The organism is Streptomyces sp. NPDC056835 (assembly GCF_042789485.1).
Lineage (GTDB): Bacteria > Actinomycetota > Actinomycetes > Streptomycetales > Streptomycetaceae > Streptomyces.
Map to the genome: position 1 here is coordinate 35492 of NZ_JBHUBB010000029.1, position 17673 is coordinate 53164.

Below are 17673 nucleotides of genomic sequence, written 5' to 3' on the forward strand. Positions count from 1 at the left end.
CTCCTGCCGATGGGGTGTGCGGGTGAGGGGAGAGAGCGGGAGTGTGCTCGGGGCTCGGACGCTCCTGCGTGGCGTGCCCGCGTGGCGTGCGCGTCGTATGCGCCGTACGCGGCCTGAGGGGGCTCAGCGCGGGTTCGACGCGGTCCAGCGCGGTTCGACATGGTCCGACGCGGTTCAGCACGGTGCGGCGTGGCGCGGGCGTGGCGGGGCGCGGCGGCGCGGGAGCCCTCGGCGGGCTCCGGCGCGGGCGCGCTCAGGGCGAGAGCGGTCCGATGCGGTAAAGCACCTCCGGCTGGTGCACCCCGTCGGGGAACAGTCCGCCGTCGAAAAGGACCTCGCGATCGACCGCGGCGCCGTGACGCGCGGCGTACGCGGTGAACAGCCGGTCCGAGGCGGTGTTGTCGGGGGTCACGGTCGTCTCGACGGCCGTGATGCCCCGCTCCTCGGCCACCCGGGCGGTCAGCTCGTCGAGCAGGGTGCCCGCGAGGCCGCGGCCGCGGTGGCTCGCGTCGACGGCCACCTGCCAGACGACCAGCGCCTCGGGGCGCTCCGGCCGTACGTACCCCGTGACGAAGGCGATCGGGGAGCCGGACTCGTCACGGGCGACGAGCGAGGTGGCGGCGAAGTCACGACACCAGAGCAGATAGCTGTACGAGGAGTTGAGGTCCAGGACCCGGGAGTCGCGGGCGATGCGCCAGATCGCGGCTCCGTCCTCCACTCGTGGGGTGTCGGTCGTGAAGGATCGGGGGAATTCGCTTCGGGCGCCTGCAAGGTCTGCTTGTGCGGCGGTCATACGGATTGAATTTACCCAGCAAATTCAAAAGATGCATCTGGGGCAGGGGTTGGGTGAAACGCCGTGCTGTGTTATCGCGCGGGCATGTGGGATCGGATGCGTCGCCCGAGGAATGGGGTAAAATGTAGCAATATGGTGGGGCGTAACGGGCGGATTTGTGGAGTCGGTCACATGTCCGTAACGCTCGGGAGACCGCCAGGAATCACACCGGAGGCCCTGATGAAATCTTGGTGTTTAGGGCAGAGAAACGGGGGCAGACGAATACGGGAAGCTGCTCGCTTCAAAGCATCTTCCCGTATTCCCGAATTAATGCCCTCTTCAATTTATGGATACTGAAGTCACCTATGATTCCGGGGCCGGTGCGGCCATGGGACGGGTATGTCTACCGCCGCCACGCCTCGTCGGCCGCCCGCACCGCCGCCTCCGGGTCCACCGCGCCCCCGGAGCCGTCGAGTGCCGCGCCCAGCGCGAGCAGCGAGGACCGCACGGCGGCCGGGGTCGCGTCGGCGCCGTAGTGGTTGACCCGGATCATCTCCGCGGCGAGCGCCCCGCCGCCCGCGACCAGCGGCAGCGCCGGATCGGCGGCCAGCGCCTTCGCCACCACGCCGGCGGCGTCCACCCCTGCCGGCGTACGGAGCGTGGTGGCCACCGGAGCGGCGTCGGCGGCCTCGTGGACGAACGGCGCCAGACCGCCGCCCAGCGCCAGCGCGCCCGCGCGGGTGGCCGCCGCCGCGGAGGCGTGCCGGGCCATGACCGCCGCCGGGCCGGCCGCCTCGATACGTTCCAGGCACGCTTCCAGCGCCAGCATCTCCAGCTGGGCGGGGGCGTGCGGCAGCGCACGGCGCTCGCCGTCGATCCAGCGCTCCTTCCAGTCGAGGAGCGAGAGGTACGAGCGGCGCGGGGCCCGAGGATTCGCGGTGAACCGCTCCCAGGCCCGCCCGCTCACGGACACCGCGGAGACCCCGGCGGGACCGCCCATCGCCTTCTGCGCGCCGATCACGCACAGATCCACCCCCCAGGCGTCGGTGAGCAGCGGCTCGGCGGCCACCGACGCCACGGCGTCCAGCATGAACAGCGCGCCATGGGCCCGTACCACCTCGCCGATCTCCGCGACCGGGTTGGTGTTGCCGGTCGCCGCCTCCGCGTGCACCAGCGAGACGAAGTCGATCTCGGGGTGCGAGGCCAGCGCCCGTTCGACCGCCTGCGCGGTCACGGCCGTGTGAAACGGCACCTCCAGGTCCACGACCACCGCGCCGCAGTCGCGCAGCCAGTTCCCGAAGGTCTGGCCATAGGGCCCCGTGACGACGTTCAGCGCGGTGGAACCGGGCCCCGCGCCGCCGCGGATGCAGCCCTCCAGCGGCAGCAGGGCCTCGCCCTGCATGATCACGACATCGTTCTCGGTGGCGAGGAGCGAGGCCACGCGGCGCTCGATGGCGGCGAAGTGCGCGGCGGTCAGCGGGGGCAGGTCCAGCAGCGGGTGTGTCACGGCGGTGCTCTCTTCGGTGGGTCGCTCGGGCTTCGGTGGGTCGCTCGGGTCGGGGTGTCGGATACGGGGGAACGGGGCCGGGGCCGGGATCGGACCGGTGTGCGAACTCCCCGGTCGAGGGTACTCACGGCCTCGTACAGTGCTGCTCATGAGTGATCACACGGTGCTGCGGGTGAAGGGGCGGGTGCTCGTCGGCCCCGAGGAGGTCAGGGACGAACTGTGGGTCGTGGGCGGCAGGATCAGCTACGAGCGGCCGGCCGGCGCCCGCGATGTCCGTACGGTCGAGGGCTGGGCGCTGCCCGGCCTGGTGGACGCCCACTGCCATGTCGGCCTCGACCATCACGGCGCGGTCGACGAGGCGACCAGCGAGAAGCAGGCGCTCGACGAGCGCGAGGCGGGCGCTCTGCTGCTCAGGGACGCCGGATCGCCCGTGGACACGCACTGGATCGACGACCGTGAGGATCTGCCCAAGATCATCAGGGCGGGCCGCCATATCGCCCGTACCCGCCGCTACATCCGCAACTACGCCCATGAGATCGAGCCGGAGGACCTGGTCGCCCATGTGGCCAGGGAGGCCCGCCGCGGCGACGGCTGGGTGAAGCTCATCGGTGACTGGATCGACCGCGACGCGGGCGATCTGACCGCCTGCTGGCCGCGCGCCGAGGTCGAGGAGGCCATCGCGGAGGCGCACCGGCTCGGGGCCAGGGTCACCGCGCACTGCTTCGCCGAGAACTCCCTCCGCGATCTCGTCGAGGCGGGCATCGACTGTATCGAGCACGCGACCGGGCTCACCGAGGACACCGTCCCGCTCTTCGCGGAGCGTGGCGTCGCGATCGTCCCGACGCTGGTCAACATCGCCACGTTCCCCCGACTCGCGGCGGGCGGGCAGGACAGGTTCCCGCGCTGGTCCGCGCATATGAACCGGCTGTACGAGCGCCGCTACGACACCGTGCGCGCGGCGTACGACGCGGGCGTCCCGGTCTTCGTCGGCACGGACGCGGGCGGCGGTCTGGCTCATGGTCTGGTGGCGGGCGAGGTCGAGGAGTTGACGAAGGCGGGGATCCCGCCGCTGGCGGCGCTCTCGGCGACCACCTGGGGTGCGCGCGAGTGGCTGGGCCGCCCGTCGCTGGAGGAAGGCGCTCCCGCGGACCTCGTGGTGTACGGCGAGGATCCGCGCGCGGACGTACGGGTTCTGGCGGCGCCGCGGCGGATCGTACTGAACGGGCGGATCGTCGGCTGAGGCCGACCGGGGCGCGGTGACGACCGCCCCGGGCCGCCCGCCCCCGGGCCGGGCGGCGCTGGGTTGACAGCTGCGTGACGCGGGGCGGCCGGTGTCGTTGAACTCTTTTGTGTGCTTACGGTCCAGAGGGCCGGCGTGCCGCTCCGGTTCCCATGACGCGCCGTCATCCATGGGGCTCCGACGAACCCATGTGCCACAAGAATCGAATATGTACCCGGAAACCCCACTTTGGAGTGAACTCACCTCAGGTGTCTGCCGGTTCACTCTCCGTGCGTAAAGATTCCGGTGTCTCGGTCGCCACCGCCCCGTGTCCCCGTTGGGCGGGCCGGCGACATCACATCTCTTGTGGGGGTTCCACATCTTGAACAGCAACACCTTCCGCATGCCCGCACGCCGTGCCGCCGCCCTGATGGCCGCCGGCGCACTGACGGCGGGCCCCCTGGTCCTCGCCGCTCCGGCGTCGGCCACCGAGGGCGCGGGCGACGGGCGGGCGACCGCGGTCGTGCTCAGGACCGGCCTCGACGTGTCCCTGCTCAACAAGACCCTCAACGTGCCCCTGCGGGCCGCCCTGAACGAGGTGTCGGCGCCCGCGAACGCGGACAAGACGACCCTGAGCGTCCAGCTGGACGGGGTCGACCAGGGCAGGGCCTTCACCGTGCTGCGCGCCGACGTGGCCACAGCGAGGGCGACGGCCGACGCGCACAAGGCGGAGGGATACACCAACCTCGCCCACGCGAAGGTGCATGTGCCCGGACTGCCGCTGCTCTCGCTCATCGAGGTCCAGAAGGTCACCTCCAAGGCGGTCTGCGCGGCCGGGAAGCGGCCGGTCGCGGAGTCGGAACTGCTCGGCCAGGTGACCGTGCTCGGCAAGCGCGTCACGCTCTCCGCGGGCGGTCCCACCCGTGTCGAGGTCCCCGGAGTGGGCACCGTCACGCTCGATCTGTCGAAGACGCACACCACGTCCCGTACCGCCGCGGCCAGCGCGCTCGAACTGCGTGTGTCGATCAACCCGCTCAAGCTGAACGTCGCCGAGGTCGAGGGCACCGTCACGCTCGCCGGGGCCACTTGCGAGTCGCCGAAGGCGCCCGCGCCCGCGCCCGCGGACACGGCCACCGCGACGCCGGAACCGGAGAAGTCCGCGCCCGCGAAGGCCGATACGAAGCCGCAGACCGTGTCGGAGCCGGCCGAGGAGAACCTCGCGGAGACGGGCGGCAACTCCAAGACGCCGTATCTGGCGGGCGGCGCGGTGGCGCTGGTCGGGGCGGGCGGCGGAGCACTGCTGCTGGCGAGGGCCGCCCGCCGGCGCTGACCGTCTCCTGCCCGCTGACACCTGGCGGGGCGATTCCGGGGGCGGTCCGGGGGCCGGGAGCGGGAGGCGCTTCCGGCCCCCTCGGGCCTTGGCTTGTCGAGCGTTTCGGGGCGTTTCGGGGTTTTGCCCACGCCGTCGGGGCTTGAACAGGTCGCGGGAAAAGCAGAGGCCCCGGGTGTCAGGCGCCGGGGCCTCTGCGCTCAGGGGGCGGGGACGGGGCCGGACCGGCGAAACGTGCTGCTCACGATCGCGGCCCGGTGGCGTCCCGCTGGGCGAGGGTTTCTCTCAGCCGGGCGGGGGTGGTGAAGAGGTGGCCGTGCATGCCGATGGCCTGGGCGGCCCGGATGTTCTCGTCGCGGTCGTCGACGAAGAGGATGCGGTCGGGTTCGAGGCCCAGGGCGCGCTGGCACCACCGGTAGGCGCCCGGCTCCGGTTTGGCGTGGCCGATGCGGCAGGAGAAGGCGCGCACCTGGAAGTGCTTCAGCCAGCGGTGGTGTTCCTCGTAGTGAGCGGCGAGCTCTTCGGGGATGTTGGACAGCAGCGCGATCCGCCGGCCGGCCGCCGCCAACTCGCCGACCAGGGCCACCATGTCGTCGTCGACGGCGTTCCAGCCGGCGATGTCGGCCTCGATGAGATCGGCGATCCGGCGGTCGTCGAAGCGGGTACCGAGGCGGTCGGCCGCTTGGCGCCAGTAGTCGGGACCGGTCACCTCGCCGCGGTCATAGGGGGGACGAAGTGCCCAGTAGGTCTCCCACAGTTCCGGGGCGGGCACGCCCGCCGTCGCGGTCAGCCGGTCCCGTCCCGCCGGGGACTGATGCCGCGCGATGACGCCGAACAAGTCGAAGAGGACTGTGTCGTTCACGCTGTCACACCTTCCGTACGGTGACACCGGCCGCGGCCAGCGCGTCGGTCTCGTCGTCCGGGGCGGCCCGGTCGGTCACGACGGCGTGCAGCGCGGAGGCCGGAGTGACGAAGGCGAGGGCGGTGCGGGAGAGTTTGGCGGCATCGGCGACGGCGATGACACGGCGGGCCGAGGCGATCGCGGCGCGTTTGACCGCGGCGTCGGCGAGATCGTAAGCGGTCAGGCCGGTCTCGGCGGTCAGGCCGCAGCAGCCGATGACGGCGGTGTCGAAGCGCAGGGCGGCCAGCGATGCCTCGGCCAGCGGACCGGTCAGAGCCAGCTCGCCGGGGCGCGGCTGACCGCCGGGCAGCAGTAGCGTCAGCCGCGGCGCGCCGGTCAGTTCGTTGGCCGCGTGCAGGGACAGCGGCATAACGGTCAGGCGCCGGTGCTGAATGGCACGGGCCACCTCCAGACAGGTGGTGCCGCTGTCGATGACGACCGACTCACCGTCCGCGATCAGTGCGGCGACCTCGGCCGCGATGCGACGCTTGGCCTCCACCCCGTCCTGCGCCCGCAGCGCGAACGGGGGCTCCTCGCCCCGCAGCAGCAGGCTTCTCGCACCGCCGCGGTAGCGCTCCAGGACGCCCTGGTTGGCCAGGACCTCCAGGTCGCGGCGGATGGTCATCTCCGAGGCGCCGGTGAGCTCGGCCAGCTCGGCGACGCTTCGTTGGCCGCTGTCGCGTACCACGTCGCTGATCTGCCGCAGGCGGTCTGTGCTCATGCCCCACATTGAACACCGTGTCCGTTCGAAACGCAAAATTGCGAACGTTCGTTGTGTTCGTTGTGTGCGTTGTATTTGCGGGCAGGGGGATCGTCGCGCGTTACCCGAGCGCCCGGGTGGCGGCTCGGACCGGTCCGGGGAGGTTCAGGAGGTCGGTGCTGTCCGCCCACTGGTCCACGCTTCCCGTCAGGGGCCGTCCCCGTAGCTCAGGATCCGTGACAGTCGCCGCCAGCGCCCGCGCGAACCGTTCGGCGCGCAGCACCTGGAACGGCCGGCTGTGATAGCTCCGGCACGCCGGATCCACCGGTTCGGCGAGCCCGGACTCGTTCTGCCGCGCGGCCACCGTCTCGTACGCCCGGCACAACGCGCGCTCCCGCTCCGGGTACTCCGTCGCCGCCAGCGCGCTCCGCAGCGACGGCAGCAGGCTGCCGGCCACATCCAGCCGTCCGAACGCGCTGCCCAGCCATTTGCCGTACGGCGCGTACCGCCGCTCCAGGAGCAGACACAGCCGCATGAGATCGCGCACCAGCCGGCCCGCGACCACCGCGGAGCCGAGATCGTCCCCGACCTTGGCGCAGCGCCCGACGAAGGCCTCCTGCTGCGAGATCCGCTGCCACTGACAGGCCAGCAGATAGCGCCACACCTGGTCGGGGTACCAGGCGAGCCGTCGCCGGGCGGCGGTGAGCGTGCCGGGCCCGTCATGGAACACCGCGCCGCCCGTCACCTCCGCGAGCTTCTGCTGTGGCATCGCGAGCCAGTCCAGGACGGTCGGTTCGCCGGCCGTCGGATCGGCACCGGTCTCCAGCGCCAGCCAGCCGCCGACATCCTGGACGGAGACCCGGTGGTCGACCGGACCGTCCGTCAGCTCCATATGCCCGACCGGGTCGAGCGGATCGTCGTGCCGCCGGAAGTGGGTGGGCCAGCCGCGTACGTCCTTCGGCAGCCGCTCGGCCAGGAGCCGGTGGAGCGGAGCGCCGTACCGGGCCGCTTCGTCCGGTGACAGGAACAGCTGTAGCCGGGGCCCCCACTCGTGGTCGACGGACCGCGCGGTGTCGAAACCAAGCACTTCCGAGCCGGTGCCGACCCGCGCGGCGGCATGGCTCAGTCCGGGAAAGGCGTCATCGAGAAGCGGCCGGACGGCCTCCTCGTACAGGATCCGGGACAGCTCAAGACCGGGCAGGAAAGCGGCGTCGGGGGTGGTCATGCGATCACCTTGGCGGGCGTGGCCCCAAGGAACCAGCGATTATCGGGGGCGCGGCGCGACTCAGCCGACAGCCGACAGCCGACAGCCGACAGCCGTCCGCGTTCGCCGACCGCCGACCGCCGTCTACCGACCGTCGTCCCCGTCAGCCGACCGCCGTCAGCGCCTGGTCCAGGGCCTGGAGGAAACGGTTCGTCGTGGCCCGGTCGCGGACCGCGAGCCGCAGCCAGTCGCGGTCGAGCCCCGGGAAGGTGTCGCCGCGCCGGGCGGCGAAGCCCAGCGTGCGGAGCCTGGCCCGCACCGCGTCCGCGCGCTTCACCCGGATCAGTACGAAGGGGCCCTCCGCCGCCTCCACGGCCCGCACCTCCTCGAACTCCGCGAGCCCGGCCAGCAGATGCGCGCGCTCCACCGCGATCCGGCACGCCGCCTGCTCCGCCTCCGCGAGCGCGGCGGAAGACATGCACGCCTCCGCCGCCGCCAGCGCGGGCGTCGAGACCGGCCACAGTGGCTGCGCGCGCTCCAGCGCCGCTACCGTGCCCGGCTCGGCCAGCACATAGCCGACCCGCAGGCCGGCCAGGCCCCAGGTCTTGGTGAGGCTGCGCAGTACGACGAGCCCCGGCACGTCCGTACGCCCCGCCAGCGCCTCCGGCTCGCCCGGCACCGCGTCCATGAACGCCTCGTCCACCACCAGCGTCCGGCCGGGACGGGACAGCTTCGCTATCACCTCGGCCGGATGGAGCACGGACGTCGGATTGGTCGGATTCCCGAGCACCACCAGATCCGCGTCGTCGGGCACCGCCTCCGGATCCAGCCGGAAGCCGTCCCCCGCGCCCAGCAGCACCCGCCGCACCTCGTGCCCCGCGTCCCGCAGCGCCGCCTCCGGCTCGGTGAACTGCGGATGGACCACCACGGGCCGGCGGGCCGGCAGCGCGCGGGCCAGCAGCACGAACGCCTCCGCCGCCCCCGCCGTCAGCAACACCCGCTCGACCGGCAGTCCGTGCCGCGCCGCGACCGCCGCGCGGGCCGCCCGCCCGTCGGGGTACGCGGCGAGCCCGGCCAGCGAGTCGGCGATGCGCGCGCGCAGCCAGTCCGGGGGAGTGCCCGTACGGACATTGACCGCGAGATCGATCAGCCCCGCGGCTCCGTCCCGCACCTCGACGTCGCCGTGATGGCGCAGATCATGGCCGTCAGCGCGAGTGGACATGGCAGTCACGGGGTTCGTCGCCGCATATGGCGTCCGGCGTGTGCGGCGGGGCCGACGACGGCCGGGGAAGCGTGAACCCGGGACGTGTCAGCGAGGGACGCGACCGCGGTCCCCGCTGCCGGGAGGTCACTCCCCGGCTGTTCTCGATGGGCTGGACAACGCGGATCACCGGGCTCCTTTCCCCTTCTCCCGCCACCGGTGTCCCGGGACGTCACCACACGGTCCGCGCTCTGCCGCGAGGCCGCTGCACTCTACCGTCAACACCGACATCATTTCCGCCCGGGCCGGTTCCACTCCGACTGGCTCCTATCCGCCACGGCACAGGTGACCGACGCCGGCCCGGCGCCGGAGCCGGACTTCCGTTTCGGTACGAGGAGTTCGCCCCCGCACGCGAGCGCCGCGGCCTCGGCGACGGACGGCGTCCCCAGCGCCGCCAGCGGCGCATCGGACGGGTTCGGTACGACGACGGCGGCCAGCAGCGCGGCCGGGTATCCCCTCAGGGGAACGCCGAGCCGCGCCGCCGCCCCGGCGATCCCCGCCTCGCCGGCCTTGCTCTCCACCGTGGCCACCTCGACCAGGGAGCGCGGCGACAGCCCGGCGTCCCGCAGTGTGGTCCCGATCAGCCCGAGCACGTCCGCCACGGACACCCCGGAGCGCGCACCGACCCCCACGACGAGCTCGGGCCCCGGCTCGCTCCCCGCGCGCTCCGGCCCGTTCCCCGCGCGCTCCGGCTCGCTCCCCCCGCGCTCCGGCCCGTTCCCCGCGCGCTCCGGCTCGTTCCCCGGATGTGCGAAGTACCGGCCCGATCGGCTATGCAAGGGCCCATGGCGGTGTTCGTCGCGCTCGGCGCGTTCCTCATGACGCTGTTCGGCGGCTGGACGGCGCAGCGCGTCACCGACCGCCGCCATCTCGTGCTGGGCCTGGCCGGGGGGCTGATGCTCGGCGTCGTCGGGCTGGATCTGCTGCCGGAGGCGATGCACGCGGCGGGCAACGAGATCCTGGGGGTGCCCCAGGCGCTGCTGCTGTTCGTCGGTGGTTTTCTCGTAGCCCATCTGGTGGAACGCCTGCTCGCCGTACGCCGCGCGTCCCACGGCGGCGACCCGCACGGCTCCGGCCCTCCGCCCGGCGAGCGGGTGCCCCAGGTGGGGCTGACGGCCGCGGCGGCCATGGTGGGCCACAGCCTGATGGACGGTGTCGCGCTCGGCGCGGCCTTCCAGGTCGGCGGCGGCATGGGCACCGCCGTCGCCCTCGCCGTCGTCGCCCATGACTTCGCCGACGGCTTCAACACGTACACGATCACCAGCCTGTACGGGAACGACCGGCGCAAGGCGATCACGATGCTGGTCGCGGACGCGTTCGCGCCGGTGGTCGGCGCCGCGTCCACCCTGCTGTTCACCATCCCGGCCGAAGCGCTCGGCAGCTATCTCGGCTTCTTCGGTGGCGTCCTGCTCTATCTCGCCGCCGCCGAGATCCTGCCCGAGGCGCACCACGACCACCCGGCGCGCTCCACGCTGCTGTGCACGGTCCTCGGCGTGGGTTTCATCTGGGTGGTGGTCGGCGTGGCCGACTGACCCGGGGCACGCGTTCCCCCCGGGCCCGTCCGTCACGCCGTACATCTCTCCACGAGACATCTCTCCACGAACCGCCGCGCCAACTCCGGCGCCGCCGCCCAGTGCGTATGCAGATAGCTCGCGTGCACGCCCCGCTGGACGAACCCCTCCACCCTGCGCTCCGGGTGCGTCATCCCCCACGCCGGAGCCGCCCCGGCGCCCGGCTCCAGCACCGTCCGGTGGAACTCATGCCCCCGCACGCGCGTACCGGCCCGCGCCAGCGCGCTGTCGCCGACCGCCACCGCCTCCCGGTAGCCCAGCGTCAGCCGTCCCGACATCCGCGCGTCGGCCGCCAGCACCCCGCACATCGGCGCCCCGTCCAGGGAGCGCGCCAGATACAGCAGCCCGGCGCATTCCGCGGCCACCGGAGCGCCGGAGTGCGCCAGTTCCGCCACGGCCTTGCGCAGCGGCTCATTGGCGGACAGCTCCGGCGCGTACACCTCGGGGAACCCGCCGCCGATGACCAGACCCCGGGTGCCTTCGGGGAGTTCCTCGTCACGCAGCGGGTCGAACGGGACGACGTCCGCGCCCGCGGCCGTCAGCAGCTCGGTGTGCTCCGCGTACGAGAAGGTGAAGGCGGACCCGCCGGCCACCGCGATCACCGGCCGGCCCGCACCGGCCACGGGGGCGACCGGCTCGACCGCCGGCTCCCACGGCGTCACATCGAGCGCCGGCGCACTGCGCGCGAGCGCCAGCAGCGCCTCCAGATCGCACCCCGCCCGCACCCGCTCGGCCAGCTCCCGCATCGAGCCGACCGCCTCCGCGCGCCGCTCCGCGACCGGCACCAGACCCAGATGGCGTGAGGGCGCGGTGACCCCGTCGGCGCGCCGCAGCACCCCCATGACCGGTACGCCCGACTCGTCCAGCGCGTCGCGCAGCAGCCGTTCATGCCGGTCGGTGGCGACCTTGTTGAGGATCACCCCGCCGATCCGTACCTCCGGATCCCAGGAGGCGAAGCCATGCACCAGCGCCGCCACCGAACGCGACTGCGACGAGGCGTCCACCACCAGGACCACCGGCGCGCGCAGCAGCTTCGACACCTGAGCGGTGGAGGCCAGCTCGCCCTGGCCCGACGCGCCGTCGTAGAGCCCCATCACGCCCTCGACGACCGCCAGGTCACAGCCCGCCGCGCCATGTGCGAACAGCGGCCCGATCAGACCGGGACCGCACATGTACGCGTCGAGATTGCGGCCCGGCCGCACGCGGGAGGCCGCGCCCGGGGCGCCGACCGGTCCCGGGGCGCCGGACGCCCCCGGGGACACGGCCAGCGCGTGATACCCCGGATCGATGTAATCGGGCCCGACCTTGTGCGGGGACACGGCCAGACCGCGCTCCGAGAAGGCCGCCATCAGCCCGGTCGCGACCGTGGTCTTGCCGCTCCCGGAGGACGGTGCGGCGATGACCAGACGCGGGACGTTCACCACGGGACGTTCACCACTCGATGCCCCTCTGGCCCTTCTGGCCCGCGTCCATCGGATGCTTGACCTTCGTCATCTCCGTCACGAGATCCGCGAAGTCCGTCAGCTTCTCCGGGGCGTTGCGCCCGGTGATCACCACATGCTGGGTGCCGGGGCGCCCGCGCAGCACCTCGATCACCTCGTCGGTGTCCACCCATCCCCAGTGCAGTGGATACGCGAACTCGTCCAGCACGTACAGCTTGTGCGTCTCGGCCGCCAGATCGCGCTTGACCTGCTCCCAGCCCTCGCGCGCCGCCTCCTCGTTGGAGTACTGCGCGTCGCGCTGCACCCAGGACCAGCCCTCGCCCATCTTGTGCCAGGCGACCGGACCGCCCTCGCCGCTCGCCCCCAGCACCTTCAGCGCCCGTTCCTCGCCGACCTTCCACTTCGCGGACTTCACGAACTGGAACACCCCGACCGGCCACCCCTGCGTCCAGGCGCGCAGCGCGAGCCCGAACGCCGCCGTCGACTTGCCCTTGCCGGTGCCCGTATGGACGAGGACGAGCGGACGGTTGCGGCGCTGGCGGGTGGTGAGCCCGTCGTCCGGTACGGATTCCGGCTGTCCCTGTGGCATTAAGCGGCCCTCCTGGGTCGTCCGTTGTGTGCCTGTGCCCGCTGTACATCCCGTCGTACATCCCGCTGTACGTCCCTGACCAGGCCGGCGATGCTGTCCGCCCGCAGCTCGTCGAGCGTGATGGCCGTACCCCCCAGCTCCGAGGCGAGCGACGCGGCCAGACCGAGCCGTACCGGACCCGACTCGCAGTCCACGACCACCGACGCCGTCCCCTCCGAGGCGTGCAGCCGCGCCGCGCGCGCCGCCAGCGCCACCGGGTCGGCGCTGCCCGCCGCCCGTGCGCCGGTCGCGCGCCCGTCCGTCACCACGAGCAGCAGCGGACGCCGCGCCGGGTCCCGCATCCGCTCCACCCGCAGCACGTCATGTGCCTTGAGCAGCCCGGCGCCGAGCGGCGTACGCCCGCCCGTCGGCAGCGACTCCAGCCGGGCCGCCGCCGCGTCCACCGACGACGTGGGCGGCAGCGCCACCTCCGCCTCCTTGCCCCGGAAGGTGATCAGACCGACCTTGTCGCGCCGCTGGTACGCGTCGAGCAGCAGCGAGAGCACCGCGCCCTTCACCGCGCTCATACGCCGCCTGGCCGCCATCGAACCGGACGCGTCGACCACGAACAGCACGAGATTCCCCTCGCGCCCCTCCCGCGTCGCCTGCCGCAGATCGTCCGCGCGCACCACCAGACCGGGACCGCTGCGCCCGCGCGCCCGCTGGTGCGGCGCCGCCGCTTGTACGGTCGCCGCCAGATGCAGCTTGGTGAGCGCGCCCCTGGGCTGCCGGGACCCGGTCGTCCTGCCGTGCTCGGTACGGGCCCGGGAACGCCGCCCGGCCGCGCCCTCGCCCAGACCCGGCACGCTCAGCGTCTTCGTACGGAACGGCTCGGCGGCCCGTACGGCGGACCGCTCACCGGCCCCGGCGCGGCACGGCTGTCCCTGGGGCTCGGGCTCCGCCTCCGCGGGCGTGTCGTCCCGCGCGGCCGGGTCGTGCCCGACGGGCGTGTCGTCCGGCCCGGACCCGGACTCGGGCGGCGTGTCGGGGCCCTCGGATCCGCCGGATCCCTCCGGACCGGACCGCGGCGGGATGCCACCGCCACCGCCGGGCCCGTCAGGACCCGGGTCGTCGTCCCCGCCGTCGCCGTCCTCGCCCTTGAACTCGTCGCCCTTGAACTCGTCCAGCGTGTCGTCGAGCTTGTCCTCGTCGAGCCCCGGTGCGTCGAAGGGGTTACGGCGCCGCCGGTGCGGCAGCGCGAGCAGCGCGGCCTGCCGTACGTCCTCGGCGAGCACGTCCGTACGCCCCGCCCACGCGGCCAGCGCCGTCGCGGTCCGCGCCATCACGATGTCCGCCCGCATCCCGTCCACCTCGAACGCGGCGCAGGTCGCGGCTATCCGGAGCAGCGCAGCGTCCCCGAGCCGCACCTCCGGCAGCAGCGCCCGCGCGGCGACGATCCGGTCCCGTAGCGCGGTCTCCTCCTCGGCCCAGCGCGCCGCGAACCCGGCGGGATCGTCGTCGTACGCCAGCCGCCGCCGTACGACCTCCACCCGCAGCTCCGGTTCGCGCGAGGCCGCGACCTCCACGGTCAGCCCGAAGCGGTCCAGCAACTGCGGCCGCAGCTCGCCCTCCTCGGGGTTCATCGTCCCGACGAGCAGGAAGCGCGCGGCGTGCCGTACGGAGACGCCCTCACGCTCGACGTACGAGGCACCCATGGCGGCGGCGTCCAGCAGCAGGTCGACCAGGTGGTCATGGAGGAGATTGACCTCGTCGACGTAGAGCACCCCCCGGTGGGCGTCGGCGAGCAGACCGGGCTCGAAGGCCTTCACGCCCTCGGACAGCGCCCGTTCGATGTCCAGCGCGCCGACGAGCCGGTCCTCCGACGCGCCCACGGGCAGCTCGACCATCCGGGCCGCCCTGGACGCGCCGGGCGCCGTCTCGTGCGGCCCGTCCGGACACCGCGGATCGGGCGCGGCGGGATCGCAGCTGAACCGGCATCCGGCGACGACCGGCACCTCCGGCAGCAGCGCGGACAGGGCGCGTACGGCCGTGGACTTGGCCGTGCCCTTCTCACCCCGGACGAGCACACCGCCCACGGCGGGGCTCACCGCGTTGAGCAACAGGGCGAGCCGCAGATCGTCCATTCCCACCACGGCGGTGAACGGAAAAGGGGTGCTCATATGCTGATCGCTCCTTCGAAGATGGTCGTCATGGCGCTCCCGGCGGAATGAAGGGCAGCCCCGCGGGCGCGCCCTCCTCGATCAGGCGCATCAGCGCGTCCGTGTCCGCGTGCTCCTCGATGAGGTCACCGAGCAGATCGAGCTGTTCCTCCCGCAACGCGCCGAAGCTCGTGCCGGGCGCGGGGACGAAACGCCGGCCCGCGGTCCGCGCCACCTCCGTCAGGAACCGCCGCCGGAACGCGTCGCTCTCCAGCGCCCCGTGCCAGTGCGTGCCCGTGACGGCCCCCACCCGGCAGCCGTCCAGCGCCCGCCCGTCCGCGTCGGAGACAAAGGCGTCGCCTCCCCGTACCTCCGCGACGCCGTGATGGATCTCGTACCCCTCCACCGCCTCACCGAGGGCCAGGCCCGCCGGTCTGGCCAGGGTCTTCTCATGGGCGAACCGCACCCGTACGGGCAGCAGCCCGAGACCGGCCACAGTGCCCGCCCGGGACTCCACCTCGTCGTCGATGCGTTCGCCCAGGATCTGGTAGCCGCCGCAGATCCCCAGCACGGGACGCCCCTCGGCGGCCCGCCGGGCGAGCGCGTCGGCGAGCCCGCGCTCGCGCAGCCACGCCAGCGCCTTGACCGTGCCGCGCGTGCCGGGCACCACCACGAGATCGGCGTCGGCCAGCTCCTCGGGCCGGTCCACGAAGCGCACGACGACGCCGGGCTCCGCCGCCAGCGCGTCCACATCGGTGAAGTTGGACATCAGCGGTACGGCGCAGACCGCGACCCGCAACACGTCCTCGCCGTACGGGGGAGTCGCGGGCGACTCACGTACGGCGCCGCGCGCCGAGACGCGGAGTCCGTCCTCCTCGTCGATGCCCAGACCGTGCCGGAACGGCAGTACGCCGAGCGTGGACCGACCGGTGAGCCCGCGCAGCATCTCAAGACCCGGTTCGAGCAGGGAGACATCGCCCCGGAATTTGTTGACCAGATAGCCCGCGATCAGCTCCTGGTCCTCGGGGGACAGCAGCGCGGTCGTCCCGAAGAACGAGGCGAAGACGCCACCCCGGTCGATGTCCCCGACCACCACCACCGGCAGCCGCGCGGCCCGCGCGACGGCCATGTTCACGATGTCGGTACGGCGCAGATTGATCTCCGCGGGACTGCCCGCCCCCTCGCAGATCACGGCGTCGTACGTGCCGCGCAGCCGCTCCAGACACTCCAGGACGGGCCCGAGGAGAGATTCTCGCCGGCCCCCGTGCAGTGGCTTGCCGGGGGACGTCCCCCGTGCCCCCCCGAAGTAACCCCGGGCGCTCATCTCCCCCACCGGCCGCCCCATCAGCACCACTTGGCTGCTGCGGTCACCGCCGGGCTTCAGCAGGACCGGGTTCATCAGCGCCGTCGGCTCGACCCGGGCCGCCTGGGCCTGCATCGCCTGGGCCCGCCCGATCTCCGCGCCCTCGCGTGTCACGAACGAGTTCAGCGACATGTTCTGCCCCTTGAAGGGCGCGACCTTCACCCCACGGCGCACCAGCCAGCGGCAGATCCCCGCCGTGACCACGCTCTTGCCCGCGTCGGAGGTCGTGCCGGCTATCAGCAGACCCCCGGCGCGCCCGCCCCGGCTCATCCACGTCCCTTTCCCGCGCCTGTCGTACGGCGTATCGCGCCGTATCCGAACCGGCCCGCCACACAGACCGCGAGGGCGGCCCCGGTCACCCGGCGCGACAGCCGTACGGCCCGCTCGATGTCCGCGACCTCGACGGGCCGCCCCTCGCCGTTCAGTACGGGCCGGTGCTCCACCCGTCCGGCGTACGCGAGCGTCCCGCCCAGCCGTACGCCCAGCGCGCCGGCGAACGACGCCTCCACCGGGCCCGCGTTGGGGCTCGGATGCTTACGGGCGTCCCGCCGTACCGCCCGCAGGGCCGCGCGCGGATCGCCGCCGACTCCGCCGGCCAGCGCCCCGGCGAGTACGGCGGTCAGCCGGGCGCCCGGCCATCCCGCGACATCGTCGAGCCGCGCCGAGGCCCAGCCGAACCGGCGGTAACGGGGCGAGAGATGACCCACCATCGCGTCCAGCGTGTTCACGGCGCGGAACCCGGCGAGTCCCGGCACCCCCGCCACCGCCCCCCACACCAGCGCGCCGACAACGGCGTCGGAGGTGTTCTCGGCGACCGACTCCACGACGGCCCGTGCGATCCGCTGTCCGTCCAGCGCCTGCGGGTCACGGCCGCACAGACGCGGTAGCCGCTCCCTGGCCCGTTCGACGTCCCCGGCGGTGAGCGCCGCGCCGATGGTCCGTGCCTCCCGCCCGAGTGAAGTGCCGCCGACCACGGCCCAGGTGGCGGCGGCGGTCAGTGCCACGGAGGCGGCGCGACGGTCCCGTACGCCCCGGGCGGCCAGCGCCGCGATCCCGGCGGCTCCTCCGGCGCACACCGCGGTGTGCAGCGCGCCCCAGCCTCGGTGGTCGCGCCACAGTGTCCGCTCAACGGCCGTCGCCGCCCGGCCGAACGCGGCGACGGGATGGCCCCGGCGCGGATCGCCGAACAGCTGGTCGCCCAGGAGACCCACGGCGGCGCCGTAGGCGAAAACACGCTCGGCGGCCGGACCCCGGCCGCGCACGACGGCCGAACGGCGGCCAGGCATGGCGAAATGTCCTCACTCAGGGTCCGCGCCCCGGCTCGACGTGATGCGGCGGCGAGAGTTCCTGGCTCCTGGAGACGAGGCTCGCAGTGACAGTGGCGGGACCGCGCCGGATTCGCACCGGCTTCCTCTTCTGCCGCCGTCTGGGTTCTGTCCGACCGGACAGGACCCAAATGGCCCCGGAAGTCCACCACGCTGCGCAAACAGCCGTCAACTCATCCCTGACCAGCGACGGGACAGTGTGCTGAGCCCCACACGGCACGCCCGCCCCACGGGCAGCGCGGAACCGGCCCCGGGGGGGGATATAAAGGCCCGGGCGCGCCCCGGGGGGGTGTCATGCATGGGTGACAAGACACCCAAGGAGTATTAAAAAAATAAGAAGCCGGACAAAAA

General features: G+C 73.1%; 14 protein-coding genes, 1 pseudogene and 1 riboswitch. Of the genes and pseudogenes, 3 read left to right on the forward strand and 12 right to left on the reverse strand.

What is annotated here, in order from left to right:
* Positions 1-253 precede the first annotated feature (253 nt).
* Positions 254-793: a diaminobutyrate acetyltransferase gene (gene ectA, locus ACFRMN_RS28600; RefSeq protein WP_383024514.1), complete on the reverse strand. Its 540-nt coding sequence runs from the start codon at positions 791-793 to the stop codon at positions 254-256.
* A 382-nt stretch (positions 794-1175) separates the two neighbouring features.
* On the reverse strand, positions 1176-2279 hold the full coding sequence (locus ACFRMN_RS28605) for a pyridoxal-phosphate-dependent aminotransferase family protein (protein WP_383024517.1): 1104 nt from the start codon (positions 2277-2279) through the stop codon (positions 1176-1178).
* 148 nt (positions 2280-2427) lie between these two features.
* Here ACFRMN_RS28605 and ACFRMN_RS28610 point away from each other — a divergent pair, with 148 nt between their 5' ends.
* The gene (locus ACFRMN_RS28610) at positions 2428-3519 is read left to right on the forward strand and encodes an amidohydrolase family protein (protein WP_383024520.1); all 1092 of its coding nucleotides are present in this window, start codon (positions 2428-2430) and stop codon (positions 3517-3519) included.
* Between the two features lie 361 nt (positions 3520-3880).
* Positions 3881-4828, forward strand: coding sequence for an SCO1860 family LAETG-anchored protein (locus ACFRMN_RS28615; RefSeq protein WP_383024522.1), 948 nt, complete (start codon positions 3881-3883; stop codon positions 4826-4828).
* Positions 4829-5069: 241 nt separating this feature from the next.
* Here the strand turns inward: ACFRMN_RS28615 and ACFRMN_RS28620 are convergent, their stop codons facing one another.
* From ACFRMN_RS28620 to ACFRMN_RS28640, 5 genes and pseudogenes are all read right to left on the reverse strand, one after another.
* Positions 5070-5690, reverse strand: a complete 621-nt coding sequence (locus ACFRMN_RS28620) for an HAD family hydrolase (RefSeq protein ID WP_383024525.1) — start codon at positions 5688-5690, stop codon at positions 5070-5072.
* Between the two features lie 4 nt (positions 5691-5694).
* Positions 5695-6450, reverse strand: coding sequence for a DeoR/GlpR family DNA-binding transcription regulator (locus ACFRMN_RS28625; RefSeq protein WP_383024528.1), 756 nt, complete (start codon positions 6448-6450; stop codon positions 5695-5697).
* Between the two features lie 100 nt (positions 6451-6550).
* The gene (locus ACFRMN_RS28630; RefSeq protein WP_383024531.1) at positions 6551-7654 is read right to left on the reverse strand and encodes a DUF4037 domain-containing protein; all 1104 of its coding nucleotides are present in this window, start codon (positions 7652-7654) and stop codon (positions 6551-6553) included.
* A gap of 142 nt (positions 7655-7796) precedes the next feature.
* Positions 7797-8855 carry an Rv2231c family pyridoxal phosphate-dependent protein CobC gene (gene cobC / locus ACFRMN_RS28635; protein ID WP_383024533.1) on the reverse strand — a complete coding sequence of 353 codons (1059 nt, stop codon included), beginning with the start codon at positions 8853-8855 and terminating at the stop codon, positions 7797-7799.
* A gap of 275 nt (positions 8856-9130) precedes the next feature.
* Positions 9131-9538: pseudogene (locus tag ACFRMN_RS28640) on the reverse strand (cobalamin biosynthesis protein); the annotation flags it as partial.
* A gap of 141 nt (positions 9539-9679) precedes the next feature.
* On the opposite strand from ACFRMN_RS28640, the gene ACFRMN_RS28645 reads away from it, so the two are divergent.
* Complete coding sequence (locus ACFRMN_RS28645) at positions 9680-10426, forward strand: ZIP family metal transporter (RefSeq protein WP_383024536.1); 747 nt, start codon at positions 9680-9682, stop codon at positions 10424-10426.
* A 32-nt stretch (positions 10427-10458) separates the two neighbouring features.
* On the opposite strand, the gene ACFRMN_RS28650 is transcribed toward ACFRMN_RS28645, so the two are convergent.
* The 5 genes from ACFRMN_RS28650 to ACFRMN_RS28670 are packed head-to-tail and all read right to left on the reverse strand — an operon-like array spanning position 10459 to position 17283.
* The gene (locus tag ACFRMN_RS28650) at positions 10459-11889 is read right to left on the reverse strand and encodes a cobyrinate a,c-diamide synthase (RefSeq protein WP_383024538.1); all 1431 of its coding nucleotides are present in this window, start codon (positions 11887-11889) and stop codon (positions 10459-10461) included.
* A gap of 7 nt (positions 11890-11896) precedes the next feature.
* On the reverse strand, positions 11897-12496 hold the full coding sequence (gene cobO, locus ACFRMN_RS28655) for a cob(I)yrinic acid a,c-diamide adenosyltransferase (protein ID WP_383024541.1): 600 nt from the start codon (positions 12494-12496) through the stop codon (positions 11897-11899).
* Complete coding sequence (locus ACFRMN_RS28660) at positions 12496-14655, reverse strand: putative cobaltochelatase (RefSeq protein WP_383024544.1); 2160 nt, start codon at positions 14653-14655, stop codon at positions 12496-12498. Before ACFRMN_RS28660 ends, cobO begins: the two co-directional genes overlap by 1 nt.
* A gap of 28 nt (positions 14656-14683) precedes the next feature.
* Positions 14684-16267: a cobyric acid synthase gene (locus tag ACFRMN_RS28665; RefSeq protein ID WP_383024546.1), complete on the reverse strand. Its 1584-nt coding sequence runs from the start codon at positions 16265-16267 to the stop codon at positions 14684-14686.
* Entirely contained in the window at positions 16264-17283 is a 1020-nt protein-coding gene (locus tag ACFRMN_RS28670) for a cobalamin biosynthesis protein (RefSeq protein WP_383024549.1), read from the reverse strand. The genes ACFRMN_RS28665 and ACFRMN_RS28670 overlap by 4 nt, the downstream gene beginning before the upstream one ends.
* Positions 17284-17315: 32 nt before the next feature.
* A riboswitch (cobalamin riboswitch) is annotated at positions 17316-17458 on the reverse strand.
* Between the last annotated feature and the right edge of the window lie 215 nt (positions 17459-17673).

Excerpts from the sequence above, each read along its gene's own strand:
- ectA (WP_383024514.1), bottom strand. The coding sequence starts at position 793 with ATGACCGCCGCACAAGCAGACCTTGCAGGCGCCCGAAGCGAATTCCCC.
- ACFRMN_RS28610 (WP_383024520.1), top strand. The coding sequence starts at position 2,428 with ATGAGTGATCACACGGTGCTGCGGGTGAAGGGGCGGGTGCTCGTCGGC.
- ACFRMN_RS28625 (WP_383024528.1), bottom strand. The coding sequence starts at position 6,450 with ATGAGCACAGACCGCCTGCGGCAGATCAGCGACGTGGTACGCGACAGC.
- ACFRMN_RS28630 (WP_383024531.1), bottom strand. The coding sequence starts at position 7,654 with ATGACCACCCCCGACGCCGCTTTCCTGCCCGGTCTTGAGCTGTCCCGG.
- cobC (WP_383024533.1), bottom strand. The coding sequence starts at position 8,855 with ATGTCCACTCGCGCTGACGGCCATGATCTGCGCCATCACGGCGACGTC.
- ACFRMN_RS28645 (WP_383024536.1), top strand. The coding sequence starts at position 9,680 with ATGGCGGTGTTCGTCGCGCTCGGCGCGTTCCTCATGACGCTGTTCGGC.
- cobO (WP_383024541.1), bottom strand. The coding sequence starts at position 12,496 with ATGCCACAGGGACAGCCGGAATCCGTACCGGACGACGGGCTCACCACC.
- ACFRMN_RS28660 (WP_383024544.1), bottom strand. The coding sequence starts at position 14,655 with ATGAGCACCCCTTTTCCGTTCACCGCCGTGGTGGGAATGGACGATCTG.
- ACFRMN_RS28665 (WP_383024546.1), bottom strand. The coding sequence starts at position 16,267 with ATGAGCCGGGGCGGGCGCGCCGGGGGTCTGCTGATAGCCGGCACGACC.
- ACFRMN_RS28670 (WP_383024549.1), bottom strand. The coding sequence starts at position 17,283 with ATGCCTGGCCGCCGTTCGGCCGTCGTGCGCGGCCGGGGTCCGGCCGCC.